Source organism: Streptomyces sp. NPDC043427 (genome assembly GCF_056436655.1).
The window spans coordinates 29,627-53,477 of the sequence record NZ_JBWKCC010000022.1 but is presented as its reverse complement, the minus strand read 5'-3'; the positions used below and the strand labels follow the sequence as shown (position 1 = coordinate 53,477).

The window sequence follows — 23,851 nt, the reverse complement described above, 5'->3', positions numbered from 1 at the left end:
GGGTGGTGGTAGGACCACCCCCGGTTTGGCGCCCAGGCCCAGCGACGGCGCGCGCCGGGGACGGCAGGCTTCAAGGGCCGGCGAAACCGAGGCAAGCCGCCGGCGCCGCATCCGCCTCGCCGAGAACTCGGGGGACACCCATGTCCGAAGCCGCCGCCCGGCGCCTGACCGGCCTCGCCGCCGTCGTCGCCGCCGTCGCCCTCATCGTCCAGGTACCGCTCTACTTCGTCCATGCGGGCCCACCGCCGGACGGCAACGTCCTGTCCCGGCTGCTGATCGGGATCGTCGCGCTGGCGTCCCTCGTCGTGTTCGTGACGGCGTTCAGGGAACTGGTCAGGCGCGTCTCCCCCGCCCACGAATGGATCGGCTCGATCGCGTTCGCCACGGGGCTCGTCTACGCCACGGTCACGCTGGTCTCGATGGGGCTGGAGGCGGGTGCCGTGATCGCCGTCGACCACCCGATCGACCCGACGATCGAGGTCAGCGGCACCTACATCCTCTACGGGTCGATCTCGCGCCTCATGCTGGCGATCTTCCTGACCGCGCTCGGGCAGGCCGTCGCCCGGACCGGGCTGCTGCCGCGCTGGACCGGCCGCTCCGCCCACGTCCTGGCGGGCATCAACCTCGCGTTCGTGCCGTCGCTGTTCTTCGGCAACGACCCCGCGTTCTTCTACGCGGCGAACGGCTGGGGCACGACCGCGCTGATGGGCGCCGTCCTCAGCTACTGGCTGCTGGCCCTGGGCGTCACGGCGTACCGCAGCGCGGGCCGCGTCGTCCCGGCGGCCGCCTCCCCGGCGCCGCAGAGCTGAGGCGGGCGAAAGGCGCCTGCGAGCATCCGCCCCGGGTGGCGGCCCGCGTCAGCCGGCCGCCCCCCGGGGCGGCATGTTGTACGGCGTCACCACCTGGATCGCCGACGGCAGCGTCGGCCCGGCGGGCGGCAGGGCGCCGTGTTCCCGCATGAGGATGTGGCAGGCCTCGCGCAGGTCGTGACGGAGGTCGTGGTGGAGCACTGCCGACAGGCGGTGCTCGCGCAGCAGGCTCGTGTTGTCCTCGTCGAGGTCGTGCGCGACGAACACGTCGCAAGCGCGGCCGAGGTCGGCGAAGGCCCGCAGGGTGGCGATGTTGCCGCCGCCGATCGAGTACACGGCGCGGATGTCGGGGTCGCGTTCGAGGGCGGCGCGGACGAGGTCGTACTGGGTGGCGTCCAGGCCCTGCCCCTCGGCGATCTCGACGAGGGAGCGCTCCGGGTGACGGGCGCGCATGACGCTGCGGAAGCCCATCTCGCGCTCCTCCTCGTTGCGGAAGAAACCGCTGCTGAGGCTGGTGAGCACATGGCCGGGCCGGTCGCCCAGCCACTGGCCCATGAGGTACGCGGCGGTCGCGCCCGCCGCCCGGTCGTCGATGCCTACGCAGGCGAGCCGCGCGCTCGCGGGCAGGTCCGTCACCAGGGTGACGAGGGGGATGCCGGCGGCCACCAGCCGGCCGATCGCGGCGGTGACCTCGGGGACGTCCGGTGCCTTGAGGATCACGCCCTGGGAGCCGCGCCGCGCCACCCGGTCCAGGGTGGCGACCAGCTCCCGCACCGGCCCGGTCTCACGGAAGTGGAAGCGGGAGCGCAGCACGGCCGGGTGCAGGGCGGGCAGCTCGGCCTCCAGGGCGGCGCGCACGGCCGAGGTGAACCGCTGCGGGGCCTGCATCACGATGTCGACCATGAAGGTGCGGCCGACGAGCCGGACCTGGGTGCGCTGCCGGTCCAGGTCGGCGATGGCCCGGTGCACCTCCTGCGCGGTGCTGTCGCGCACCCCGCCCCGTGCGTTGAGGACCCGGTCGACGGTCGCCTCGCTGAGGCCCGCCTGACGTGCGATCTCCCGGATCGGGAAGGGGTGACCCACGGCAGGCTCCTTGAGGGGTTTTTGACGGCTCACTGCTGGTTGTTCGAGGGGTTTGTACTGACAAGAATGGCAGAGCGACGTCGCCCTGCCACTGTCCTACGACTGACCTGCGCCACTGACCTGCCACTGACCTGCGCCGACTGACCTGCGACTGACCTGCGACTGACCTGCGACTGAAAGGACCACACCATGGGACTTCTCGACGACAAGGTCGTCCTCGTCAACGGCGGCAGTCAGGGTGTCGGCGCGGCCGTCGCGCGGGCCGCGGTCCGGGAGGGGGCACTGGTGGCCGTCACCGGCCGCCGCCCCGAGCCCGGCGAGGCCCTCGTGGCCGAGCTCGCCGGGCTGGCCGAGGCAGGCGGCAAGGCGCTCTTCGTACGGGCCGACCTCGCGGACTGCGAGCAGGCGAAGTCCTCCGTGGCCCGGGTGGTGGAGACCTTCGGCCGGATCGACTGCCTGGTGAACTCCGCCGGGCTCACCTCCCGGGGCACCCTGCTGGACACCACGCCCGAGCTGTTCGACGCGCATGTGGCGATCAACCTCAAGGGCCCGTTCTTCGCCATGCAGGCGGCGGTCGCGGACATGGTGGCGCGGGGCGCCCCCGGCACGATCGTCAACATCATCACGTCCTCGGCGCACGGCGGGCAGCCGTTCCTCGCGCCGTACGTCGCCGCGAAGGCCGGGCTGATCGGCCTGACCCGCAACGCCGCGCACGCCCACCGCTTCGACCGCGTCCGCATCAACGGCCTGAACATCGGCTGGACGGCGACCGAGGGCGAGGACGCGACGCAGAAGACGTTCCACGCCGCCGACGACGACTGGCGCGAGCAGGCGGCGGCCCGGCTGCCGATGGGCAAGCTCGGCCAGCCGGACGAAATCGCCGACTTCGTGGTCTTCCTGCTGTCCGACCGTTCGGGAGTGGTCACCGGCTCGGTGATCGACTGGGACCAGAACGTCCTCGGCGGCCTCGACTAGTCCCCTCCAGCCCCCTCGGTCCGCCGCACCAGCCCGCACAACCCGCGCAACCCGCACGACCGCACCCAAGGAGCGTCAGCCCCCATGCGTATCGGAATCCTCGGCCTCGGCCGCATCGGCGCCTTCCACGCCGAGACACTGTCCGGACTCGACGCCGTCGAGTCGCTCGTCGTCGCCGACCCCTTCGCGCAGGCTGCCAAGGCCGCCGCCGAGCGGTTCGGCGCCGAGGTCGCCGACTCCCCCGAGGCGGTCCTGGCCGCCGGAGTGGACGGCGTGGTGATCGCCGCCGCGACCGACGCGCACCCGGGGCTGATCCTCGCCGCCGTCGAGGCCGGCGTCCCCGTCTTCTGCGAGAAGCCCGTCGCCAAGGCCATGAGCGAGGGCGTCGAGGTGCTGAAGGCCGTGGAGGGCAGGGACGTGCCGATCCAGATCGGCTACAACCGCCGCTTCGACACCGGCTTCGCCGCCGCCCGCGCGGCGGTGCAGGGCGGCGAGCTGGGCAAGCTGCACACCGTGCGGTCGACCACGCTGGACCCGGCGCCGCCGCCCGCCGCGTACGTCGCCGCCTCCGGGGGGATCTTCCGGGACTGTTCGGTGCACGACTTCGACATCATCCGCTGGGTGACGGGCCACGAGGTCACCGAGGTGTACGCCGTCGGCGGCAACCGGGGCGCCGACTACATCAAGGAGGCGGGTGACGCCGACACCACCGGCGCGATCCTCACCCTCGACGACGGCACGATCGCGGTGGTCTCCAACTCCCGGCACAACGCCCGGGGTTACGACGTCCGCATGGAGATCCACGGCTTCCAGGACTCGATCGCGGTCGGCCTGGAGGACAAGCTGCCGCTCCGGTCGGTGGAGCCCGGTGTGACCTTCCCGGCCGGCACCCCGCACGACTTCTTCATGGACCGCTTCACCGCCGCCTACCGCGCCGAACTCGCCGCGTTCACCGAGGTCGTGGCCGGCACCCGGCCCTCGCCCTGCACGATCGCGGACGCCCTGGAGGCGGGCTGGATCGCGGAGGCGTGCACGCTGTCGCTGCACGAGCACCGCCCGGTGACGATCGCGGAGGTGCGCACCGCCTGACAGAAGGCCTGGGGGCGGGCCCTGTCCGGGCCCGCCCCCCAGGCGTCGAACGGCTGCGAGGAGCCCGAACCGTCAGGCCCCGCAGGACCGCAGGAACTTCCGGGTGCGCACCGCGATGGGCAGCGGCTTGCCCGGCTCGCACGGGTACATGTCCTGCTCGACGATCGCGAACAGCTCCACACCGAGCTTCTGCGCCGCGACCAGAACCGGCTCCAACTCCGGTACCCCGGACGGGGGTTCGCACATCACCCCGCGCTGCACCGCCGGCCCGAACGGTACCCCGCCCGCCACCACGTCGGCGAGGATCTCCGGGTCGACCTGCTTGAGGTGGAGATAGCCGATGCGTTCGCCGTACGTCTCGATCAGCTTGACGCTGTCGCCGCCGCAGTAGGCGTAGTGGCCGGTGTCGAGGCAGAGGTTGACCAGTTCGGAGTCGGTCGAGTCGAGGAACCGCTCGACGTGGTCCTCGGTGTCGATGTGCGTGTCGGCGTGCGGGTGGACCACGATGTCCAGGCCGTACGCCTCCTTCACCTCGTGCCCGAGCCGCTCCATGCCCTTGGTGAGGTGCGTCCACTGCTCGAGCGTGAGCTCCTCAGGCTCGAGGATCTCGGCGGTCTTGTCGTCGCGCCAGAAGGACGGGATGACCACCAGGTGCTTCGCGCCCATCGCCCGCGTGAGCGCGGCGACCTGGCCGACGTGCTCCCAGGTGGCTTCCCAGACGGACGGGCCGCGGTGCAGGCCGGTGAAGACCGTGCCCGCCGAGACCTTCAGGTTCCGCTTGTTCACCTCGTCGGTGAGGCGCGCCGGGTCGGTCGGGAGGTAGCCGTAGGGGCCCAGCTCGATCCAGGAGTAGCCCGCTTCGGCGACCTCGTCCAGGAAGCGTTCCCAGGGCACCTGCCGGGGGTCGTCGGGGAACCAGACGCCCCAGGAGTCGGGGGCCGAGCCGACCCGGATGCGATCCAGGCTGCCGGCCATGTCAGGTGGTCCCTTCCCCGGTCTTCGCCACCGGTGCGGTGAGGTCCTGCGCCTCGGGGAGCTCCTCGACGTCGACTCCGCGCACCTGTGACAACTCGTGCTTCAGGGCGGCGAGTTCGGTGCCGCCCGCCATGTGGTTGGTGAGTTCTTCCAGGCTGACCTGGTCGCGGGAGGCGGAGAGTTCCATGGTGCCCAGGCGCAGGACGCTGAAGTGGTCGCCGACCATGTAGGCGTGGTGGGGGTTGTGGGTGATGAAGATGACGCCCAGACCACGCTCGCGGGCGGCGGCGATGTACTTCAGGACCACGCCGGACTGCTTGACGCCGAGGGCGGCGGTCGGCTCGTCGAGGATGAGGACGCGGGCGCCGAAGTAGACGGCGCGGGCGATGGCGACGCACTGGCGCTGGCCGCCGGACAGTGTCCCGATGGGCTGTTCGAGGTCGTCGAGGATGATGCCCATGTTGCGCAGTTCCTCGTCGGCCGTCTTCTTCATGCGGTCGATGTCGAGGCGGCGGACCGGCCAGGGGCCCTTGGTCATCTCCGAGCCGAGGAAGAAGTTGCGCCAGACCGGCATCAGGGGGACGGTCGCGAGATCCTGGTAGACCGTGGCGATGCCCTTGTCGAGGGCCTCGCGCGGGGTGGAGAAGCGTACGGGTACGCCGTCGACGAGGAACTCGCCCTCGGTGTGCTGGTGCAGCCCAGAGATGATCTTGATCAGGGTGGACTTGCCGGCGCCGTTGTCACCCAGCACACAGGTGACCCGGTTGGGGTGGACCCTCAGGTCGACGCCGTGCAGGGCGCGGATGTTGCCGTAGGATTTGCCGGCGTTGCGCAGTTCGACGATCGCCCCGTCCCCCGTGCCGGGGACGGTGTCCGCGATGATGGCCCCGTGCGTGCCGGTTCCGTTGGTGGATGTCATGGGGTCACCTCCGGGTCGCCGTACGGCTGACCCACAGATTGATCAGGACGGCGCCGAGCAGCATCACGCCGAGGAAGGCCTTGAACCAGTCCGGGTTCCAGCCGGCGTAGACGATGCCCTGCTGCACCATGCCGAACATGAACGCGCCGAAGACCGGGCCGATCGCGCTGCCTGCGCCGCCGGTCAGCAGACAGCCGCCGATGACGGCCGCGGAGATGTAGATCAGCTCCTGGCCGACACCCTCGCCGGACTGCACGGTGTTGAAGGTGAAGAGCTGGTGCATGCCGACGAACCAGGCGCCGAAGCCGACCAGCATGAACAGCGAGATCTTCGTGAAGGTCACGGGGACACCGACGGCCCGCGCGCTCTCCTTGTTGCCGCCGACGGCGAAGATCCAGTTGCCGTACTTGGTGCGCAGCAGCACCCAGGTGGCGATCGCGGCGAAGACCAGCCAGTACACGATGGTGATCTTGACGTTGACGCCGCCGATCCGGAAGGTCGAGGCGAAGATCTTCTTGGCCTGGCCGAAGCCGTCCATGTCGCTGATGTCGTCGGTGGCCACGTTCTCGGTGATCAGCTTGGTCACCGCGAGGTTCACGCCCTGGAGGATCAGGAAGGTGCCCAGGGTGATCAGGAAGCTGGGCAGGCCGGTCTTGACCACCATCCAGCCGTTGAAGAAGCCGATGCCCAGCGACACGAGCAGTGCGACCACGACGCCGACCCAGACGTTCAGGGTCAGCTGGTAGCTCAGCATGCTCGCGGTGAGCGCCGAGGAGATGACCGCGACGCCGGCCGAGAGGTCGAACTCGCCGCCGATCATCAGCAGCGCGACCGGGAGGGCCATGATCCCGATGGTCGACGACTGGTAGAGGATGTTGGCCATCGAGTCGCCGTCGCGCACCGGCGGTGCCGCGGCGAGGAAGAACACGTACACCGCGACGGCACCGAGGAAGACGCCCACCTCGGGCCGGGCGAGCAGGCGCAGCGCCAGGGGGCGCCGCGTGGTCCGTCCGTCCGACTCCTTGGGGCCGGAGGCCGGCGGTGGGGTCACCGCCGGCGCAGCCTGCTGGGTCATACCGATCACCGAGTGCCCTTCGCGGCGAACTCGGCGACGGCGTCGACGTTGGACTTGTCGACGAACGCAGGACCGGTCAGCACCGGCGCCTCACCGCCGCCCATGTAGTTGCCGTTGTTCTTGTAGAGCCACAGGGAGTCGATCGCCAGGTAGCCCTGGAGGTAGGGCTGCTGGTCGACCGCGAACTGGATGGAGCCCTTGTCGATGGCACTCGTCAGTTCCTTGTTGAGGTCGAAGGTGGCGACCTTGGCCTTGCTGCCGGACTCTGAGATCGACTGCGTGGCGGTCAGCGCGAACGGGGCGCCGAGGGTGACGACGTAGTCGATGGCGCTGTCCTGCTTGAGCTTGGCGGTGATCGTCGACTTGACCGACGGCATGTCGGTGCCGTTGACGTACAGGGTCTCCGTGCTGCCCGAGAAGGTCTTCTTCACACCGTCGCAGCGCTGGGTGAGGCCGATGTTGCCCTGCTCCTGGACGACACAGACGGCCTTCTTGGCGCCGGACTCGTTGAGCCGCTTGCCGAGCGCCTCGCCCGCCACGGTCTCGTCCTGTCCGAAGAACTCCATGAGGCCGAGCTTCTTCCACTCGCTCACACCGGAGTTGAGACCGACGACGGGTATGTTCGCCGCCTTCGCCTTGCTCACGACGTCCTTGAGGGCATCGGGCTTGGCGAGGGTGATGGCTATGCCGTCGACCTTCTGGTCGATGGCGTTCTGGACCAGGTTGGCCTGGTTGCCGGCGTTGGGGTCGGCGGAGTAGATCAGCTTGACGTTGTCCTTGGCCGCGGCGGCCTCGGCGCCCTTGCGGACGATGTCCCAGAACGTGTCGCCGGGCGACTGGTGGGTGACCAGGGCGACCGTCATCCGGGGCGTGGTGGCCTTGCCCGCGGAAGCGTTGCCGCCTCCCTCCTCGGACTTCTTGCCGCCAGAGCTGCTGGAGCAGCCTGCGAGGGTCAGTGCTGCCACAGCGGCCACGGCCACCACGGGGGCCAGTCTGCGGGAGCGGGAGTGCGAAGAGCGGTCCATCTTTCCTGCACCTCACTGTGCGACGGGGGAAAGGGAAGGGAGGGTGATGATCACTGGGATCCGATGCGGTGTTCGGACGTCCCGAACACGGCAGTTGCGCTGGGACGGGATCAAACTCCCCCGGCGTGCCAGTGTCAATACTTTGTTAAGACATCCTTGCACGATCAGGTCCGAATGTAAGTACAAAGTATTGACAGGGGCACCCTTCGCGACCTACACCTGGGAGGCCAAAAGGCCCCAGACCAGCTCGACGAGGAGCGTCGCCCATGGCCGAGTCAGCCCGTTCCTTCGATCTGATCACGATGGGGCACACCGGAGTCGATCTCTGTCCCCAGTCTGGCCTACCACTGGCCCAGGTGGCGACCTCTGCGAAGATCTTCGACGGTTCCGCCACAAACGTGGCGGCCGCCGCCGCTCGTCTGGGCCACAGCACCGCCGTGCTCACATGCGCCGGCGACACCGGCGAGCTGGACTACTTCGCGATCCGCGCGGCCCGCGTCCTGTGGATCGCCGGCACCGCTCTGAGCGAGGAGCCCGGCCGCTCGGCCACCCTCGCCGCCCTCAAGGCACGCGACCGGGCGGGCACGACCGTGTTCGACCTGGACTGGCGTCCCGCGCTCTGGCGGGACCCCGAGGAGGCCCGCCCCTACTACGCGGAGGCGCTGCGGCACGCCACCGTCGCGGTCGGCACCCTCGACGAATGCGAGGTCGCCACCGGTCTGCGTGAACCACGCGCCTGCGCCGAGGAGTTGCTGGCCGCGGGCGCCGAGCTGGCCGTCGTCAAGCAGGGACCCGAGGGCGTGCTCGCGGCTCACCGCGACGGCACATTCGTCGAGGCCCCCGCGGTGAGCGTCGAGGCGGTCGACGGCCACGGCGCGGGCGAGGCGTTCGGCGGCTGTCTCGTCCACGGGCTGCTGTCCGGCTGGGAGCTGAAGAAGACGCTGCGCCACGCCGCCGCGGCCGGCGCCCTCGTCGCCTCCCGCCCCGCCGACTCCCGCGCGATGCCCACCGAGTCCGAGGTCGAGGCCCTCCTCGCCCGCGGCTGACCGGCCCCCACCCCCTGCACCCGTACTCTGAGAGGGCATCCCATGAGCCGGCCGATCATCCGCCTGACCGTCGCCCAGGCGCTGGTCCGCTTCCTGTCCGTCCAGTACACCGAGCGGGACGGCGAGCGGCACCGGCTGATCTCCGGGACCTGGGGCATCTTCGGCCACGGCAACGTCGCCGGGATCGGCCAGGCGCTCCTGGAACACGCGGACGTGATGCCGTACCACCAGGGCCGCAACGAGCAGGCGATGGTGCACGCGGCCGTCGGCCACGCCCGGCACCTGGACCGCCTGTCCGCTCAGGCGGTCACCACGTCCATCGGGCCCGGCGCCACCAACCTCGTCACCGGCGCCGCCCTCGCGACGGTCAACCGCCTCCCGGTGCTGCTCCTGCCCGGCGACTACTTCGCCACGCGCCCCGCCGACCCGCTGCTCCAGCAGCTGGAGCACCCGACGGAGGCCGACGTGTCGGTCAACGACACCCTGCGCCCGGTGTCGAGGTACTTCGACCGGATCAACCGCCCCGAGGCGCTGATCCCGGCCGCTCTCCAGGCCATGCGGGTCCTCGCCGACCCCGCCGAGACCGGCGCCGTCACCCTCGCGCTGCCGCAGGACGTGCAGGCGGAGGCGTACGACTGGCCGGAGGAGTTCTTCGCCGAGCGCGTGTGGCGCGTACGGCGTCCCGTCCCGGACCCGGTCGAGCTCGCCGAGGCCGTCCGGGCGATCCGCACCGCCCGGCGCCCGCTGCTCGTCGCGGGCGGCGGGGTCCACCACAGCCGGGCCGAGGAGGCACTGAGGGCGTTCGTCGACGCCACCGGCGTCCCCGTGGCCGTCACCCAGGCCGGCAAGGGCGCCCTGCGCCACGACCACCCCGCCGACCTGGGCGGCATCGGCCACACCGGGACCGCCGTCGCCGACGACCTCGCGCGCACCGCCGACCTGGTCATCGGCGTCGGCACCCGCTACTCGGACTTCACCACCGCCTCCGGCACGCTCTTCCAGCATCCGGATGTGCGCTTCCTCAACCTGAACATCACCGGCTTCGACGCGCACAAGCTGGCCGCGCGCACGCTGGTCTGCGACGCAAGGGCCGGCCTCGAAAAGCTGCTGGAGGTGCTGGACGGCCACCACGTCGACGCCGCCTACGAGGCCGAGTACCGGGCCGGCAAGGAGCGCTGGGAGCGGATCGTGGCGGCCGCCTACCGCGCCGACGACGAGCACGCCGTGCCCACCCAGACCCAGCTGCTCGGCGCCCTCGACGCCGTCGTGGGCGACGACGACGTGGTGATCAACGCGGCCGGCTCGCTCCCCGGCGACCTGCACAAACTGTGGCGGGCCCGCTCACGGCGCCAGTACCACCTGGAGTACGGCTACTCCTGCATGGGCTACGAGATCCCGGCCGCGATCGGCGTCCAGCAGGCCGCGCCCGGCACGCCGGTGTGGGCGCTGGTCGGCGACGGCACGTACCTGATGATGCCGACCGAGATCGTCACCGCCGTCCAGGAGGGCCTGCCGATCAACCTGGTCCTGGTCCAGAACCACGGCTACGCCTCCATCGGCGGTCTGTCGGAGTCGGTGGGCGGCGAGCGCTTCGGCACCGCCTACCGCCACCGCGCCGCCGACGGCACCTTCACCGGCGCCCCGCTCCCCGTCGACCTCGCTGCCAACGCGGCCAGCCTCGGCATGGAGGTGCTGCGCGCGAAGACCTTGGGCGAGCTGCGCGCGGCGCTGGTGGCGGCCCGTGCCTCCGACCGGCCGACCTGTGTGTACGTGGAGACTGACGTGGACGGCCCCACGGCCACCGCTCCTCCCGCGCAGGCCTGGTGGGACGTACCGGTCGCCGAGACCGCGTCCCGCGCGGCCGCCGTAGAGGCGCGCGAGCGCTACGACAACGAGGTCGCCGGCCGCCGCAGGCACCTGTGACCGCAGTGCCCCGACGCCCCCGAGGAGGTGCCCCCGTGGCGACAGGCGACCGCTCCCGTGCCGTGCCCGGTTCCGCGCTGGACTCCGTGCCCTTCGCCCTGGACCGGGGCAGTCCGGTGCCGCTGTACTACCAGCTCGCCCAGCAGCTGGAGTCGGCGATCGAGCACGGCGCCCTCGCCCCGGGCAACCTGCTGGGCAACGAGATCGACCTCTCGGTACGGCTCGGCCTGTCCCGGCCCACGGTCCGCCAGGCGATACAGAACCTGGTCGACAAGGGCCTGCTGGTCCGCCGCCGCGGGGTGGGCACCCAGGTGGTGCACAGCCAGGTCAAGCGCCCCCTGGAGCTCAGCAGCCTCTACGACGACCTGGCGGCGGCCGGGCAGGGGCCCACCACGCACGTGCTGCGCAACGAGACCGCGTCGGCCACCGCCGAGGTGGCCGCCGCGCTCGGTATCGCGGAGGGCGCCGAGGTCGTCGTCCTGGAGCGGCTGCGGCGCACCCACGGTCAGCCGGTGGCGTTCCTGAGCAACCACCTGCCGGCCACCCTTTTGGACCTGCCCACCGACCGGCTGGAGTCGACCGGGCTCTACCAGATGATGCGTTCGGCCGGGATCAGCCTGCACAGCGCCCGCCAGACCATCGGTGCCCGCAGCGCGAACGCCGAGGAGGCCGCGCTCCTCGACGAGACGGAGGGCGCGGCGCTGCTCACCATGCAGCGCACGGCGTACGACGACACCGGGCGGGCGGTGGAGTACGGGCAGCACGTCTACCGGGCCTCGCGGTACGCGTTCGACTTCCAGCTGCTGGTGCGGACCTGATGCCGGCCGCCGATGGCGCTCGACCTCGGAGGACGTTGGCGCAGAGTCCCTGACCGCGGCCCTGGAACTGGTCGACCGCGCAGGGCTCTCGGCCCTGAGCACGCGCCGCCTGGGCACCGAACTCGGCGTGGAGGCCATGGGGTTCGCGTGGACGTCGGTTCGTGTGGACGTCGGTTCCCGCGGACGTCAGGACGCCGGTCGCGCCCTGAGCATCGCGCTGAACGGAGTGTCCGGGCGCTCCTGGCGTTCGCCGTCCACGATGATGTCGACGACCTCGTTGAAGAAGGCGAGCCGTCCCTGGATGGCGGTGGTCGCGGGCAGCGGGTCCGGGTAGCTCCAGACGACGTTGGGCGGGACGTCCACCCCGCCGCGCCAGGACCAGTACTGGGCGGTCCCCTTGTACGGGCAGCCGGTGCTGTGGTCGGTGGGTTCGAACAGGTCGAGGCGGACGTCCTCGCGGGGGATGTAGTAGCGGGTGGGCAGGGACGTCTCGAACAGCAGCACGGGGCGGTGCGTGTCGGCGACGACCGTGCCGTCGATCTCCACCCGCACGTGCCGGGTGCTCGGCAGCGCGTCGACCCGCTTGTACGGGTCCCGGGGGTGGATGAAGATCTCCTCCTCTTCCTCGTACCAGTGGTCGAGGGACCTGCGCCGGAACCACTCGAAGGCGATGTGACCGGCCAGGTCGTCGGCGGGGAACGTCCAGGCCGCGTTCGCCATGGTCTCACCGTCGACCTCGAGGTCGTAGAAGACCGTGGAGCCGCTGTGGGTGCCGGGCCGGGGCTGCCTCGCCGGGCGGAGCAGGTCCGTGCGGACGTCCTCGCGCGGGAAGGCGTACTGCGGTACGGGCAGGGTCGGCTCCCACACGAGGAGCGGGTGCCTGCTGTCGACGACGGTGACGTCGCCCTTGCGTCCTCGCACCCAGCGGTCGCTGGGCTCCCACAGGAGGCCCTCCGGGGTGGTGCGGAGGGACCGGGCGGCGGGGTGTGCGGTCATGGCCGGTGCTCCTTCCGGGGCGACGGGAGAACCGTGCGGGCCCCCCTCGGGCGCGGGCGCTCCTCGTTACTCCTCCACCCTGCCACTCCCCCGCCTCCCGCGCCCCGGCACAGGCCCCGTCAGGCCCGTCGGCTCAGTGCGCCGCGTCCAGCCGGGCGCGCTGATCCTCCGTCAGCTCCAGGTCGACGGCGGCCAGGTTCTCCTCCAGCTGCGCCACGGAGGACGCCCCGACCAGCGGGACGACGGGCAGGTCGCCGCCCAGCTGCCAGGCGAGGACCACCTGGTTGACGGTCGCGCCGGTCTCGCGGGCCACGTCACGCAGCGCGGCGAGCCGGACCGCGGTGCCCGGGTGGTCGTAGTCGGCCGGCAGCGGCTTGCCGGTGTACGCGCCCTTGAGCAGCGGCGAGTAGGCGACCAGGGTCAGCCCCGGTTCGGCGCGCAGATAGCTCAGCAGTTCCCCGCCCACCCCGCCGAGGCTGCCGTCCGGGAAGAGCTCGCTGGGCACGTCGGTACGGGGGCGCAGGTGGCTGTGCTGGTACTGGAGCACCTCGTAGCCCGGCAGGCCGGCCGCCGCCGCGAGGGCGCGGGCCCGCTCCACCCGCCAGACGGCGTGGTTGCTCACGCCGAGCAGACCGACCGTGCCCTCCGCGACCAGTGCGGCTAAGCCCTCGACGGTCTCCTGGAGGGGGACGGTCTGGTCCTCTATGTGCGCGTACAGCACGTCCAGCTTCTCCACGCCGAGCCGCTCGCGGCTGCGCTCGGCCGCCTCGCGGATCACCTTCGCCGACAGTCCCTCGGCGTTGTCGACGAAGCTGGTGCCGGGGGCCAGGGGCCGGGCGCCCAGCTTGGTGGCGATGACGATCTCGCCGCCGATCCCGCGGCTGCGCCGCCACCGGCCGAGCAGTTCCTCGCTCTGCCCGCCCTGGCTGCCGTCCACCCAGAACGCGTAGTTGTCGGACGTGTCGATGAAGGTGCCGCCCGCCTCCACATAGCGGTCGAGGACGGCGAACGACGTCTCCTCGTCCGTCTGCGAGCCGAACAGCATCGCGCCGAGCGCGAGCACGCTCACCTCGCGGCGGGTCGCCGGATCGGTGCCGATGGTGCGGTACTTCATGGTGGGTCCTCCCTTTCGGGCCGGTACTTCCCGGCTCGATGGGGAGTCTTCAGCTTGAAGTGCGCTTCAAGTCAAGAACCCCCGCGGGCGCTGTCGCCGCGCAGCAAGGCTGCTCCCAGCGGAGTGAGGGTGTGACGGACTGCGATGCCGGTGTCGGTGGTGGTGATGAGGCCGGCGTTGCGCAGGACCAAGTAGCGCACGCTGAGTGCGCATTCCAGCAGTGCGCTGGGGACGGGGGCGAAGGTGATCTGACGTAGGTCCGCCTCGGTGAGATGTATGCGCAACATGGGCAAGATGTTCGGGCAGCCCGGGCACTGGCGGCGTCTACCGGAGTGTTCGGCGCCGGAGCTGCGCACGCCACGGATGCCGGTGCGCAGTCGGTGAGCTGCAACAAGTCGACGGGGCAGACGTGGGGCAAGGCATCGTGCACCGGCACCGGCCTGTGGACCGCGACTGTCTGGTGCACCCTGGGCGCTTCCAGCACGAGCGACATGATGTCGGGCAGGGGAACGGTCTACGTCTACTGCCCCTGGGGCAACGCCCGGACCGTCACGATCTCGCAGTACTCCTGAGATCACCGATGCGGTGATCGGCTGAACGGTTCAGCGCGAAGCGGGGCAGGGGCCAGGTTCCTGCCCCGTTCTCCTCTCCGGTGGGGACGCCCTCTTCAGGGCCGCTGCATGTACGGCACCGGCCGGCCCGTGAAGGCATCGAGGGGGACACGGTCGCCGAGCGGCCGGTCCAGCGTCACCGTCACCTCCTCGCCGATCGCCTGGGCGGTGCAGGGGCCGTCGTCGGTGCCGACGACCGAGGCGGACAGCACCACACTGCCGTCCGTCTCCAGCACGTCCACGGCGGGACCGTCGTCGCAGGCCCCGTGCTCGGCCATGACGGTGACCGACCGGCCGTCCTTCCCGGCCACCCGGACCAGCCCGCGCAGCGGCCACAGTTCGTCGCTGGTCTCCGCGACCGGCCGGATCGGCGGCCGGGGCGGCTTCGACGGGCCGAGGGCGACCCTCTTGAGCGGGGTGTCGTAGCCCTCCAGGGTGAACAGCCACGCCGGGACGGTGGCCGGGCCCCGGCTGGTCGCCACGGTCGTCTCGCCGAGCTTCGCGCCGGTCACCGTGAGGTGCGGCCCGTCGTTACGGCCCCGCGCCACGCTCTCGTAGGCCTTCCGCGCTCCCATCAGCGGCAGCGTCAGCGAGCCTCCCCACTCCCACCTCACCCGCCCGTCCTTGCGCGCGGCGGCGGGCAGGGAGCCGCGCAGGACGAAGTTCTGTGTCGCGTACGCCTTCTTGTCCGCTTCGCTGCGGAAGGCGTTCTCGGGCAGCTCGACCGCGTCCCCCATCGGGAAGTAGCCCTTGCGCCACACCTCGGCCGCCTCGGAGCCGTCCCAGGCGTCGGCGACCTGGCGGGCACGGGCCGCCGCTTTCGGGTCCTGCTCGACGGCCCGTTCCCGGGCGTTGTGGCCGTCGACGCTCTTCTCACTGCCGCAGCCGGTGCCCGCGGCGAACAGGGCGACGGCGACGGCCAACTGGACGGTGCGTGCGAGCTGCGTGCGCATGGGTCCCCCAGGAACTGGCGTGGCACGAACTTGGCGCCGTGCTGCTCCTGTGACGCACGAACCCCGCCCGGCGTTCGAACGAATACGGCGTCCCCCACGTCGTAGGTCAGCACGCCTGTGACCACGACGAGAGGGAGACACCGGCCGATGAACACCACATGGCGGACCGGGCGCCGACGAGCGGCCCGGATGTTGCTCGCAGGGGCCGTCGTGGCGTTCGCCGCCGCCTGCAGCGTCCTGGACGGCGGCGGTGAGAGCGCCGGGTCCTGTGCCTTCCTCATGATCTACAAAGGGCATACGTACGAGCAGGTGGCGGGCGTCGACCACGAGCCCGGCAGGAGGCTCGGGACCGTCACCTCCCCGCCCTGCGACGACACCCGGAACGACGACGACGCCTCCGTCCACTCCTCGACCGCCTACGCCGTCGAGGGCCTCGACCCGTCCGTCGCCATCGCCGTGGGGGACACGCCCGACGAGACATACCTCCTCGTCGTCGACTCCGGCAGGACGCTGCCTCCCGAGGTGCGCGAGCTGATGGACGGCTCCTGACACGCGGTGCACGGGACGAGGCATGATCTCGTCAGGCACCGCCCGTCGAGAGAAAGGCCCACCATGCCCGAGCCGCAGTCCTCCCGGCCGCTCGTCCACCGGGAGACCCGGGACACCGTGGCGGTGCTCCGCCTGGACGATCCGGACCGCCGCAACGTGCTGTCGCCGCGCATGGTGCGGGACCTGGTCGACGCCGTCGAGGCGTGCGAGCGGGACGACGCGGTGAGCGCCATCGTGCTCACGGGCGCGGGACCGGCCTTCTGCGCCGGCGCGGAGCTGGACAACCTGTTGGCCGCCGCGGAGGGCGAGGAACACCGGCTGCGCGAGGTGTACGCCGGTTTCCTGGCGGTCGCCTCGTGCCGGCTGCCGACGATCGCCGCGGTCAACGGGCCCGCGGTCGGGGCCGGTTTCAATCTCGCCCTCGCCTGCGACATCCGGCTCGCCGCCGAAGAGTCACTGTTCGACTGCCGGTTCGCCCGGCTCGGGCTGCACCCGGGCGGCGGTCACACCTGGATGCTCACCCGCGCGGTGGGCCACCAGCGGGCCACCGCCATGCTGCTGCTCTCCCAGCCCGTCAAAGGACCGGAGGCCGCCGACACCGGGCTGGCCCTGCGCTGCGTCCCCGGCGACGCCGACCTGGTCGAGGAGGCGGTCGCCCTCGCCGCACGAGCCGCGAGCACCGACCCGACGCTGCTGCGCACGATCAAGCAGACCCTGCTGGAGAGCGGCGCCGAAACCGACTTCACCCGAGTGGTCGACACGGAGTTCGAACGCCAGGTGCGCTCGCTGCACCAGCCCGCGTTCAGGGAGGCGATCGAAAGGGCCCGCGGCCGACGCTGAAGCCGTACGTCTCTACTCCGGCGGCGTCGGCGTGTCGTGCGTGCGGTACATCGCCTGGACGTCCAGCTCCAGTTGGACCGTCGGGCCGACCACCGCGATGCCGCGCGCCAGCATCGAGCGCCAGTTGAGCGTGTAGTCCTCGCGGTGCAGCTCCGCCTTGGCCATGGCCGCGCAGCGCAACTCCTCGCCGTAACCGCCGTTGACCATGCCCAGGTACGTCGTGTCGAGCGACACCGACCGGCTCACGCCGTGCATGGTCAGGCTGCCCAGCAGCGTCCACTTGCTGCCGCCCCGGTAGGCGAACCGGTTGCTCACGAAGTCGATGTACGGGAAGCGGTCGACGTCGAGGAAGTCGGCGGAACGCAGGTGCGTGTCCCGGGTGTTGTTGCCCGTGGTGATGCTCGACGCGTCGATGCGCACGTGGACACGGGACTGGGACATGTCCTGGGCGACCTGGAGCCCGCCCTCGAACCGTTCGAAACGGCCGTGCACATGGGCCATGCCGACGTGCTTGGCGATGAAGCGGATCGCCGTGTGGGGCGGGTCGAAGAGCCAGGTGCCGGGAACCGGGAGTTCGAGCGCCCGGGCGGACTGGAGCCACACCCGCTCCGGGGCCGGTCCCGTGTCCGCGTGGACCTCTATGGTCTCCCGGTGCGGCTCCAGCCCCTCGGCCGCGATCATCAGGCTGTAGACACCCGGCGGCAGGACGGCCGTGAAAAAGCCGTACGGGTCCGTGGTGCCGCGTGCCGCGATCTGGTGGCCGCGCAGTTCCATCACCGTCACGTCGGCCGCGCCCATGGGCTGGTTCACGGGGTCCAGGACCTCGCGCACGACGACACCCGCGCCGGCCGGGACGGGAAACACGGGGCCCGCGGCGCCGCCGGAGGCACGCGCGAATCGCCGCCGGAGCAGTCCGAGGGGCATAGGGTTCACCTTTCGCTCTTGGTTGTTCGTTCGGTTCTTCCGGCACGTCGGTGGTGGCCGGTCACGTGGGTGGAGGCGGTCATGCCGAGGGGGCTGTCACGCCGGTGGGGACACTCATGTCAGTGGGGGCAGTAACGTCGGTGGGGGCCGGTCGCCCTCGTACGCCGCCCGCAGAATCTCCCGTACGCCCGCCACGGTGACCTCGCGCGGGTTGGGGTACGCCTGACCTGCCGCCTCGCCCGCCGCCACCGCCAGGTCGGCTTCCTTGAGGCCGAGCTCGGCCAGGGAGCGGGGCGCCCCGAGGCGGCCGGACAGCTCCCACAGGGCGTATGGAGCGTCGTCGGTGTCCAGGGCCCGGCCGAGCGCGGTGAGGGCCGCGGGCGCGGCGGGCGCGTTGTGGGCGAGGACGTGCGGCAGGACGACCGTGTGGGTCTCGGCGTGCGACAGGCCGAAGCTGCCGCCCAGGACGTGGCACAGCTTGTGGTGCAGGCCCATGGTGGTCGCGCCGAGCGCGGCACCGCAGAGCCAGGCCCCGTAGAGGGCGCGGCTCCGGGCGTCCACGTCCCGGGGATCAGCCGCGAGACCGGGCAGGGCGCCCGCCATGGCCCGTACGCCCTCCTCGGCCGTCAGCGACACCAGCGGCGAGGCGTCCGGCGCGTACAGGGCCTCGGCCGCGTGCGCGACCGCGTTGACACCGCTGGTCACGGACAGGGCGACGGGGAGCGACAGGGTGAGCTCGGGGTCGTAGACGACGCTGCGCGGCAGGACCGCGGGGTCGCGGCCGGTGCGCTTGGCCCCGTGCTCGGTGAGGCCCCAGACGGGGGTCATCTCCGAACCGGCGTACGTCGTCGGCACGGCGATCAACGGCAGACCGGTGCGCAGCGCGATCGCCTTGCCGAGGCCGATCGCGGAGCCGCCTCCGACGGCCACACAGCCGTCGGCGCCCGCGGCGCGCACCACCTCGACGGCCCGGTCGGCGACCTCCACCGGCACATGCATACGAGCCTCGGCGTGGAGCCCGGCACAGGCGTCGCCCAGCGCCGCCGCGACGTCCCGGGCCGTCTCCGCGCCCCGCGGCCCGCAGACCACCAACAGCCGTCGCAGCCCGAGCCGTTCGGCCTCGCCCGGCACGGCGGTGACGGAAGCCCCGGGCCGCAGGACGACCCGCATGGGCTGGGACTCGTGCACGAACTCCATCACGGCCGCTCCGAGTTCAGTACGAGGTCGAAGCGCGCGTGCCGGAACGGGTTCGGGATGCCGAACTCCCGTGCCAGGGCCGGGTCGTCGGTCTCGGCGAAGTCCTGGACGAGGCTCTCCTTGACCGCGAACACCGCGTCGGAGTCGAGGTGCTCGCTGCCCGCAACGAAGATGTGCGTGGTGACCGGCACATGCCCTTCGGCCGAGGCGATGAAGTGGATGTGGGCGGGGCGGTAGGGGTGCCTGCCGGTCGCGCGGAGGAGGTCCCCGACGGGGCCGTCCGTGGGGATCGGGTACGGGCTCGGCACACAGGTGCGGAACCAGAAGCGGCCCTCGGCGTCGGCCGTGAACAGGCCCCGCCCGTTGCCCGGCGGCTGGACGTCCGGCTGCTGCACGTCGTAGTACCCCTCGGCGTTCGCCTGCCAGACGTCCAGGACGGCGCCGGGCAGCGGGGTGCCGTTCCGGGACAGCACGCGCCCGCTGATCACGCACGGCTCACCGCCGCCGATCAGGTCGATGTTCGCGCCGAGCGCGCGGACCGGGGACTCGGTCATGTGGAAGGGGCCGAGCACCGTCGACTCCGTCACGTCACCGTTGCCGTTGCTGTTGATGGTCTCCACGAGCATCGAGATGCCGAGCACGTCGGACAGGAGGACGAACTCCTGTCGGGTGTCCGTGCAGGTCTGCCCCGTCGCCGTCAGGAAGTCGACGGCTCTCTCCCACTCCGCCATGGTCGGCTCCGTCTCACGGACGAAGGCGTGGAGGTGGCGGGTGAGGGCGGCGAGCAGTTCGCGCAGCCGGGGGTCGGCCGTGCCGTCGAGGCTGTCGACGACCGCCTCGGTGATGCGGGTGGTGAATTCGGGAGTCATGTCCGGGGTCCTTCCCGTCAGCCATGTCCGAGGATCCGTCGCACCGCGCCGGTCAGCAACCGTTCCGCGTCCTCGCCGGAGGCGGCCGCCGTCGCGTGCCGGAAGGCGACGTATCCGTCCGGCCTGACCAGCAGGGCTCCCCCGTCGGCCACCTCGCTGAGCCGCGCCCAGTCGCCGTACGGGTCCTCGTACTCCTGGCCGGGTCCGATGACGACGGTGGCGATCTCCACGTCCTGGGCGGCGGCCGCCCGCAGCCAGTACTCCCCGCCGATGCCGGTGACCAGGGTGAAGCGGCCCCGTCCGACGGTGTCGAGGGTCGACAGGGTGCGCGTGCCCGAGGTGATCCAGGCGTGCGGGAGCTTGGCGCCGGGGCGGGAGGTGGGCTGGTGATACAGCTCGGGGTCGCGGTCGAAACCGGGGTCGGGGGTGCCGTCGGGGACGATGGCGTCGGAGGCGTAGCGCTGGTTGAGGTCGACGCCGTGCGCGTTGAACTCGTACACCTTGAACGCGATCGCCTCGCGCAGCTTCGCCCGCTGCTTCTGTGCCGCCTCGGTGTCCTCCTTGCGGGCGGCGATGTTGGCCCACAGCTGCTCGGGGGTCTGCGGGGAGAGCCCGTCGAGCGCCTCGAAGATGGGGGCGGTCTCGCCGATGGACTTGTTGGCGCGGGTGACGATCTGCCTGCCGATCGGGGCGCGCTCGGCGGTGTAGGAGTCCAGCAGCTTCGGGGAGGCCGTGCCGTCGAGGACGAGCTTGAGCTTCCAGGCCAGGTTGTGGGCGTCCTGGATGGAGGTGTTGGAGCCGAGTCCGTTGGACGGCGGATGGCGGTGGGTGGCGTCCCCGGCGCAGAACACACGACCGGCGCTGTATGTCTCGGCGTACATCTCGTTGACGGTCCAGGCCGAGGACGACTTGATGGTCACCGGGATCTCGTCGTCGCCGACCAGTTGGCGGACGATCGACTCGGCGTACTCGGTGGTCAGGTCGGGGGCGCCGGCGGTGACGTCGTAGCCCCAGACGATCAGCCACTCGTTCCAGGGCCGGACGCAGCGGACGAGTCCGGCACCGATGCCGCCCACCGTCGCTCCGGGCGCCAGCACCCAGTAGAGAGTGGAGGGCCGATGGGCGGTGTACTTGCTCAGATCCGCGTCGAAGACGATGTTGATGCTGCCGGCCACGCCCATCTGGCCGCCCATCGGCAGTCCCGCGTCCTCGGCGACCTGCGAGCGGCCGCCGTCGGCGCCGATGAGGTACTTGGCGCGGATGGTGTACGTGTCGCCGCGCAGCCGGTCCTCGACGGTGACGGTCACACCGTCGGCGTCCTGGACGAAGGACTTGTAGACCGTGCTGAAGCGCAGGTTCGTGCCGCGAGCGACGGCCGCGTCGACGAGCACGGGCTCCATGAGGTGCTGGGGCATGTCGCACATGTGGGTGGGGCTGGCGAGTTCGTGCGCGGCCTGCACGAGGGGGTCGTTGCCCCAGGAGCGGACCCGCCCCAGTTCCTCACCGGCGAGGCTGGTGCAGAACGTCGTGTTGCCCATCAGGTGCTGCGGGGTGGCCTTCGCGACGACCTCGTCCTCGACGCCGAGGTCGCGCAGCACTTCCATGGTGCGCTGGTTGGTGATGTGCGCCCGGGGCGTGTCGGCGAGGCTCGCGTAGCGGGTGACGACGATGTTCGGGACGCCGTACGTGCTCAGGGCGAGCGCGGCGGAGGCGCCCGCGGGGCCGCTGCCTACGATCAGTACGTCGGTCACGACATCGGGCTCGACGGTGTGCACGGGAGACGCTCCAGGGAATGAGAACAGGGCACCGGCCGTCCAAGATCATGGAGGGCGGTGCGGGACCGCGGGCGTCTCAATTCGAGACAGTCGGCGTGGCATCCATGGGGCCGGTTGGTTACTTGTTCAACCTCGCACGGTACGGTATGCGAGCCGTGACCACCACAGAGCAACCGACCGCGGAGCACCTCTCCGCCCGCCCCGTGCTCGCCTCCCTGCGCAGGGCCCGCGAGCTGTTCCTGCTGGGGCGCCAACTGCCGGACGACGTACCCGAGGAAGTCGTCGCGGCATGGAGGCGTGCCCGTTTCTTCGGCGTACGGCATGACGAGACCAATCCGCCGGAGCCCTGTGCACGACCGGCCGAGTCCACCCTGCTGACCGCGGCCCGCCCCGTACTCGACCGCATCGCCCCATCGCTCGGCACTGAGCGGACGGCGCTCGTCCTCACCGACGAACGGCTGCGGGTGCTGTGGGCGAGCGGGTACGCGCCGGACGCCCCCTACCGCCGCGACCTCTCCGAACAGTTGGTCGGCCACAACAGCGCGGCCCTCGCACTGCACACCCGCTGCCGCGCCGAGGTGCACGGCCCCGAGCACTTCCTCGACCTGTGGCAGGACGTCTCCGCGGTCAGCGTGCCGGTACGGGCGCCGGAGACCGGCCGGACGCTGGGCACGGTGACGGTGGTCAGCGGGCTGTGCCCCGACTACCGGCCGCATCCGGGTGCCTCGCTCGCCGAGGCCGCGGCGAGCGCCGTGGAGGCGGAACTCCTGGCGCGGTCACAGGCGGCGGAACGGGTCCTGCTGGACGCCTACTTGCGCGCTGTGCGGGACCAGGGGCACGCGGTCGTCGCCGTCGACGGCCGCAACCGTCTGGTCAGCGAGTCCGCGGGACGCTTGCTGTCACCGGAGGGGCTGGAGGCACTGGAGCGGAGCGCGGTCGCACTCCTGCGGGACACGACGCCTCCAACCTCCTACGGCATCCGACTCCCCGACGGCGCGGGCTGTTCGGCGACGGTCACACCCGTCCCGCACCTCGGCTCGGTCATCGCAGTGGTCGCCGTGCTGGAGCCACTGGGCCCGGCGGCCGTCACGTCGACAGGCGGGGTCGCCGTAGGGCTGGCCGGTCGATCGGTGCCCTGGCGGCACGCGGTGGGCCGCGCGACGGAGTTGGCCCGGTCCCCCGAGCCGCTGCTCCTCATCGGCGAGCGCGGCACCGGGAAGACGACGCTCGCCCGGGAACTGCTCACGGATCCGTTGACCGTGGACGCGGCAGAAGGCGAACTCGGCGCTGTGCTCGGTGAGCTGACGACCGGTCATCCCCTCCTCATCCGCCACGCCGAGCGCCTCTCCCAGCCCGACGTGGCGACCCTCAACGCGCTGCTCGACACACATGCAGGCGCACCCCTGCTGCTCACCTTCACCCCCGAAGCACCTGCGGGCCCCTGCCTCCAAAGGCTTTTGGACACCCTGGCCGCACGCTCGGTCACTCTCCCCGCGCTGCGCGAACGCCCCGAGGACATCAGGGAGTTGCTCACCGCCCTGACTCCCAGACCCGCGCCGGGATGCCCCCCGCTCACCTGGACCCTGGACGCGCTGCGCGCGCTGGAGCAGCACCCATGGCCCGGCAATGTGACCGAACTCGCCCACCTCGTACGCGCGTTGTCCGAACACCGACGCGCGACCGGCCCGATCAGGCGCGCCGAACTCCCCGACCCGGTACGCGAGGGACCCGCGAGCCGGCGCCTCAGCCCCATGGAGCACGCCGAACGCACCGCCATCCTGGAGGCCCTCAGCCGCCACGGCGGCAACAAGACCCACGCGGCAGCGGCCCTGGGCATCGCCCGCGCCACGCTCTACCGGAAGCTGCGGGGATACCGGGCCGGAACGTAGCCGCCCCCGGTTCTCGGTGGCATGCTCATGCTTGCGCTGACGTCCAGGACGTGTGCCGAGTGATGAGCACAAGGTAAAGGAGCACTATTTCTTGAGCCTGGGTGCCGCGAAGCACCGGACTCAGGGAACCCGGAACCTCGCGCACGTCGGCCCGCGCTGTGTGAGCGAGCCACATGTTTGGATCATGCCGGGCTCGTGGGCCCCGGCACCGCACCTCGCCGCGTTGTCGTCGGTCGGCAGGGCTCCGCCCTGCCGCCCTCCTCCGCCTTGCGATGCACGGCACCGGACCCCGCTCCCTGATCCGGCCTGATCCAAACGAAAGACCCTAGGGGGACGCTAGTTTCGCGCGAGAACCCCAGCGACCCGGGGTTGGGCCGGACAGAGGAACGAGTAGGCA

At 71.4% G+C, this 23,851-nt stretch carries 23 protein-coding genes; 10 read left to right on the top strand and 13 right to left on the bottom strand.

The genetic code is table 11. The features are described 5' to 3' along the window. The first annotated feature begins 140 nt into the window (after positions 1 to 140). The gene (locus tag AC067M_RS29785; protein WP_478700135.1) at positions 141 to 809 is read left to right on the top strand and encodes a hypothetical protein; all 669 of its coding nucleotides are present in this window, start codon (positions 141 to 143) and stop codon (positions 807 to 809) included. Between the two features lie 48 nt (positions 810 to 857). Here the strand turns inward: AC067M_RS29785 and AC067M_RS29780 are convergent, their stop codons facing one another. Next, positions 858 to 1,892, bottom strand: coding sequence for a LacI family DNA-binding transcriptional regulator (locus tag AC067M_RS29780; protein ID WP_478700134.1), 1,035 nt, complete (start codon positions 1,890 to 1,892; stop codon positions 858 to 860). 189 nt (positions 1,893 to 2,081) lie between these two features. On the opposite strand from AC067M_RS29780, the gene AC067M_RS29775 reads away from it, so the two are divergent. Both AC067M_RS29775 and AC067M_RS29770 read left to right on the top strand, forming a co-directional pair. After that, positions 2,082 to 2,867, top strand: coding sequence for an SDR family oxidoreductase (locus tag AC067M_RS29775; protein WP_478700133.1), 786 nt, complete (start codon positions 2,082 to 2,084; stop codon positions 2,865 to 2,867). Positions 2,868 to 2,951: 84 nt separating this feature from the next. Then, a complete protein-coding gene (locus AC067M_RS29770; protein ID WP_478700132.1) occupies positions 2,952 to 3,956 on the top strand; it encodes a Gfo/Idh/MocA family protein in 1,005 nt (334 codons plus the stop codon). 72 nt (positions 3,957 to 4,028) lie between these two features. Here AC067M_RS29770 and AC067M_RS29765 read toward each other — a convergent pair whose 3' ends face one another. Genes AC067M_RS29765 through AC067M_RS29750 form a run of 4 tightly spaced genes read right to left on the bottom strand, consistent with a single transcriptional unit; the run spans position 4,029 to position 7,950 of the window. Further along, positions 4,029 to 4,931: a sugar phosphate isomerase/epimerase family protein gene (locus tag AC067M_RS29765; RefSeq protein WP_478700131.1), complete on the bottom strand. Its 903-nt coding sequence runs from the start codon at positions 4,929 to 4,931 to the stop codon at positions 4,029 to 4,031. Position 4,932: 1 nt separating this feature from the next. Continuing rightward, the gene (locus AC067M_RS29760) at positions 4,933 to 5,850 is read right to left on the bottom strand and encodes an ATP-binding cassette domain-containing protein (RefSeq protein WP_478700130.1); all 918 of its coding nucleotides are present in this window, start codon (positions 5,848 to 5,850) and stop codon (positions 4,933 to 4,935) included. Between the two features lie 4 nt (positions 5,851 to 5,854). Continuing rightward, positions 5,855 to 6,931, bottom strand: a complete 1,077-nt coding sequence (locus tag AC067M_RS29755) for an ABC transporter permease (RefSeq protein ID WP_478700212.1) — start codon at positions 6,929 to 6,931, stop codon at positions 5,855 to 5,857. Next, on the bottom strand, positions 6,931 to 7,950 hold the full coding sequence (locus tag AC067M_RS29750; RefSeq protein WP_478700129.1) for a sugar ABC transporter substrate-binding protein: 1,020 nt from the start codon (positions 7,948 to 7,950) through the stop codon (positions 6,931 to 6,933). The genes AC067M_RS29755 and AC067M_RS29750 overlap by 1 nt, the downstream gene beginning before the upstream one ends. A 266-nt stretch (positions 7,951 to 8,216) precedes the next feature. Here AC067M_RS29750 and AC067M_RS29745 point away from each other — a divergent pair, with 266 nt between their 5' ends. Genes AC067M_RS29745 through AC067M_RS29735 form a run of 3 tightly spaced genes read left to right on the top strand, consistent with a single transcriptional unit; the run spans position 8,217 to position 11,737 of the window. Further along, positions 8,217 to 8,996 carry a PfkB family carbohydrate kinase gene (locus AC067M_RS29745; RefSeq protein WP_478700128.1) on the top strand — a complete coding sequence of 260 codons (780 nt, stop codon included), beginning with the start codon at positions 8,217 to 8,219 and terminating at the stop codon, positions 8,994 to 8,996. Between the two features lie 42 nt (positions 8,997 to 9,038). Beyond that, the gene (gene iolD / locus AC067M_RS29740; protein ID WP_478700127.1) at positions 9,039 to 10,919 is read left to right on the top strand and encodes a 3D-(3,5/4)-trihydroxycyclohexane-1,2-dione acylhydrolase (decyclizing); all 1,881 of its coding nucleotides are present in this window, start codon (positions 9,039 to 9,041) and stop codon (positions 10,917 to 10,919) included. A gap of 35 nt (positions 10,920 to 10,954) precedes the next feature. After that, entirely contained in the window at positions 10,955 to 11,737 is a 783-nt protein-coding gene (locus tag AC067M_RS29735) for a GntR family transcriptional regulator (RefSeq protein WP_478700126.1), read from the top strand. A 186-nt stretch (positions 11,738 to 11,923) separates the two neighbouring features. Here AC067M_RS29735 and AC067M_RS29730 read toward each other — a convergent pair whose 3' ends face one another. From AC067M_RS29730 to AC067M_RS29720, 3 genes are all read right to left on the bottom strand, one after another. Beyond that, positions 11,924 to 12,733: a DUF427 domain-containing protein gene (locus AC067M_RS29730; RefSeq protein WP_478700125.1), complete on the bottom strand. Its 810-nt coding sequence runs from the start codon at positions 12,731 to 12,733 to the stop codon at positions 11,924 to 11,926. 133 nt (positions 12,734 to 12,866) lie between these two features. Next, positions 12,867 to 13,847, bottom strand: coding sequence for an aldo/keto reductase (locus AC067M_RS29725; RefSeq protein ID WP_478700124.1), 981 nt, complete (start codon positions 13,845 to 13,847; stop codon positions 12,867 to 12,869). 71 nt (positions 13,848 to 13,918) lie between these two features. Beyond that, on the bottom strand, positions 13,919 to 14,134 hold the full coding sequence (locus AC067M_RS29720) for a hypothetical protein (RefSeq protein WP_478700123.1): 216 nt from the start codon (positions 14,132 to 14,134) through the stop codon (positions 13,919 to 13,921). A gap of 93 nt (positions 14,135 to 14,227) precedes the next feature. Between AC067M_RS29720 and AC067M_RS29715 the strand changes: the two genes are divergently transcribed. Beyond that, complete coding sequence (locus AC067M_RS29715) at positions 14,228 to 14,419, top strand: hypothetical protein (RefSeq protein ID WP_478700122.1); 192 nt, start codon at positions 14,228 to 14,230, stop codon at positions 14,417 to 14,419. 95 nt (positions 14,420 to 14,514) lie between these two features. Here AC067M_RS29715 and AC067M_RS29710 read toward each other — a convergent pair whose 3' ends face one another. Then, positions 14,515 to 15,411: a hypothetical protein gene (locus tag AC067M_RS29710; protein WP_478700121.1), complete on the bottom strand. Its 897-nt coding sequence runs from the start codon at positions 15,409 to 15,411 to the stop codon at positions 14,515 to 14,517. 147 nt (positions 15,412 to 15,558) lie between these two features. On the opposite strand from AC067M_RS29710, the gene AC067M_RS29705 reads away from it, so the two are divergent. After that, positions 15,559 to 15,960 carry a DUF6281 family protein gene (locus tag AC067M_RS29705; protein ID WP_478700120.1) on the top strand — a complete coding sequence of 134 codons (402 nt, stop codon included), beginning with the start codon at positions 15,559 to 15,561 and terminating at the stop codon, positions 15,958 to 15,960. Between the two features lie 63 nt (positions 15,961 to 16,023). Further along, positions 16,024 to 16,800: an enoyl-CoA hydratase gene (locus tag AC067M_RS29700; protein WP_478700119.1), complete on the top strand. Its 777-nt coding sequence runs from the start codon at positions 16,024 to 16,026 to the stop codon at positions 16,798 to 16,800. A 12-nt stretch (positions 16,801 to 16,812) separates the two neighbouring features. Here AC067M_RS29700 and AC067M_RS29695 read toward each other — a convergent pair whose 3' ends face one another. The 4 genes from AC067M_RS29695 to AC067M_RS29680 form a co-directional block, all read right to left on the bottom strand. Then, positions 16,813 to 17,724: a YceI family protein gene (locus AC067M_RS29695; protein WP_478700118.1), complete on the bottom strand. Its 912-nt coding sequence runs from the start codon at positions 17,722 to 17,724 to the stop codon at positions 16,813 to 16,815. Between the two features lie 114 nt (positions 17,725 to 17,838). Further along, a complete protein-coding gene (locus AC067M_RS29690) occupies positions 17,839 to 18,921 on the bottom strand; it encodes a maleylacetate reductase (RefSeq protein WP_478700117.1) in 1,083 nt (360 codons plus the stop codon). Then, the gene (locus tag AC067M_RS29685) at positions 18,921 to 19,790 is read right to left on the bottom strand and encodes an intradiol ring-cleavage dioxygenase (protein ID WP_478700116.1); all 870 of its coding nucleotides are present in this window, start codon (positions 19,788 to 19,790) and stop codon (positions 18,921 to 18,923) included. The genes AC067M_RS29690 and AC067M_RS29685 overlap by 1 nt, the downstream gene beginning before the upstream one ends. 17 nt (positions 19,791 to 19,807) lie before the next feature. Continuing rightward, positions 19,808 to 21,565: an FAD-dependent oxidoreductase gene (locus AC067M_RS29680; RefSeq protein WP_478700115.1), complete on the bottom strand. Its 1,758-nt coding sequence runs from the start codon at positions 21,563 to 21,565 to the stop codon at positions 19,808 to 19,810. 155 nt (positions 21,566 to 21,720) lie between these two features. On the opposite strand from AC067M_RS29680, the gene AC067M_RS29675 reads away from it, so the two are divergent. Continuing rightward, positions 21,721 to 23,454 (top strand): helix-turn-helix domain-containing protein, encoded by a 1,734-nt coding sequence (locus AC067M_RS29675; protein ID WP_478700114.1) that lies wholly within the window; start codon positions 21,721 to 21,723, stop codon positions 23,452 to 23,454. The last annotated feature ends 397 nt before the right edge of the window (positions 23,455 to 23,851 follow it).

What these genes read in the sequence shown, in the direction of transcription:
- AC067M_RS29785 (WP_478700135.1), top strand. Translation starts at nt 141, where the DNA reads ATGTCCGAAGCCGCCGCCCGGCGCCTGACCGGCCTCGCCGCCGTCGTC.
- AC067M_RS29775 (WP_478700133.1), top strand. Translation starts at nt 2,082, where the DNA reads ATGGGACTTCTCGACGACAAGGTCGTCCTCGTCAACGGCGGCAGTCAG.
- AC067M_RS29770 (WP_478700132.1), top strand. Translation starts at nt 2,952, where the DNA reads ATGCGTATCGGAATCCTCGGCCTCGGCCGCATCGGCGCCTTCCACGCC.
- AC067M_RS29765 (WP_478700131.1), bottom strand. Translation starts at nt 4,931, where the DNA reads ATGGCCGGCAGCCTGGATCGCATCCGGGTCGGCTCGGCCCCCGACTCC.
- AC067M_RS29760 (WP_478700130.1), bottom strand. Translation starts at nt 5,850, where the DNA reads ATGACATCCACCAACGGAACCGGCACGCACGGGGCCATCATCGCGGAC.
- AC067M_RS29750 (WP_478700129.1), bottom strand. Translation starts at nt 7,950, where the DNA reads ATGGACCGCTCTTCGCACTCCCGCTCCCGCAGACTGGCCCCCGTGGTG.
- AC067M_RS29745 (WP_478700128.1), top strand. Translation starts at nt 8,217, where the DNA reads ATGGCCGAGTCAGCCCGTTCCTTCGATCTGATCACGATGGGGCACACC.
- iolD (WP_478700127.1), top strand. Translation starts at nt 9,039, where the DNA reads ATGAGCCGGCCGATCATCCGCCTGACCGTCGCCCAGGCGCTGGTCCGC.
- AC067M_RS29730 (WP_478700125.1), bottom strand. Translation starts at nt 12,733, where the DNA reads ATGACCGCACACCCCGCCGCCCGGTCCCTCCGCACCACCCCGGAGGGC.
- AC067M_RS29725 (WP_478700124.1), bottom strand. Translation starts at nt 13,847, where the DNA reads ATGAAGTACCGCACCATCGGCACCGATCCGGCGACCCGCCGCGAGGTG.
- AC067M_RS29720 (WP_478700123.1), bottom strand. Translation starts at nt 14,134, where the DNA reads ATGTTGCGCATACATCTCACCGAGGCGGACCTACGTCAGATCACCTTC.
- AC067M_RS29710 (WP_478700121.1), bottom strand. Translation starts at nt 15,411, where the DNA reads ATGCGCACGCAGCTCGCACGCACCGTCCAGTTGGCCGTCGCCGTCGCC.
- AC067M_RS29705 (WP_478700120.1), top strand. Translation starts at nt 15,559, where the DNA reads ATGAACACCACATGGCGGACCGGGCGCCGACGAGCGGCCCGGATGTTG.
- AC067M_RS29700 (WP_478700119.1), top strand. Translation starts at nt 16,024, where the DNA reads ATGCCCGAGCCGCAGTCCTCCCGGCCGCTCGTCCACCGGGAGACCCGG.
- AC067M_RS29695 (WP_478700118.1), bottom strand. Translation starts at nt 17,724, where the DNA reads ATGCCCCTCGGACTGCTCCGGCGGCGATTCGCGCGTGCCTCCGGCGGC.
- AC067M_RS29690 (WP_478700117.1), bottom strand. Translation starts at nt 18,921, where the DNA reads ATGGAGTTCGTGCACGAGTCCCAGCCCATGCGGGTCGTCCTGCGGCCC.
- AC067M_RS29685 (WP_478700116.1), bottom strand. Translation starts at nt 19,790, where the DNA reads ATGACTCCCGAATTCACCACCCGCATCACCGAGGCGGTCGTCGACAGC.